The following is a 510-nucleotide window of genomic DNA, read 5'->3' on the forward strand; positions in this document are numbered from 1 at the left end:
AGCACGTCCTTCATCGCCTCTGACTGCCAGGGCATCCACCGTGTACGCTTAGTCGCTTAACCTCACAACCCACAGGCGTTTTACAACGCATGCAGACTGCAAGCATTTGAGAGACTCGAACACATCGACAGCTTCATTCTTATTACGGAGAATGAATACGACGTGTCGTTTCAATTTTCAGCTTGTTCCGGATTGTTAAAGAGCAAACACTTCGCAGCATGCTGAATCAGCATACTCTGAAGTACTATGGGTAACGCCTTTCACTCATTACCAGCAAGTGGCGTCCCCTAGGGGATTCGAACCCCTGTTACCGCCGTGAAAGGGCGGTGTCCTAGGCCTCTAGACGAAGGGGACACGATAGTGTCACGACTTCGCAGCCGTCTTGCTCGTTACTTTTCTATCAGACAATCTGTGTGAGCACTTCGAAGGAAGGTATCTTCAGGTAAGGAGGTGATCCAACCGCAGGTTCCCCTACGGTTACCTTGTTACGACTTCACCCCAGTCATGAAT

At 50.0% G+C, this 510-nt stretch carries 1 tRNA gene and 1 rRNA gene; both read right to left on the reverse strand.

Features of this window, described 5'->3' with window-relative positions:
• Positions 1–278: 278 nt before the first annotated feature.
• Positions 279–354, reverse strand: a tRNA-Glu gene (locus F3J37_RS27930).
• A gap of 89 nt (positions 355–443) precedes the next feature.
• A 16S ribosomal RNA gene (locus tag F3J37_RS27935) occupies positions 444–510 on the reverse strand; the annotation flags it as partial.

The sequence above is a fragment of the Candidatus Pantoea communis genome (assembly GCF_011752685.1).
In the GTDB taxonomy this organism is placed as follows: domain Bacteria; phylum Pseudomonadota; class Gammaproteobacteria; order Enterobacterales; family Enterobacteriaceae; genus Pantoea; species Pantoea communis.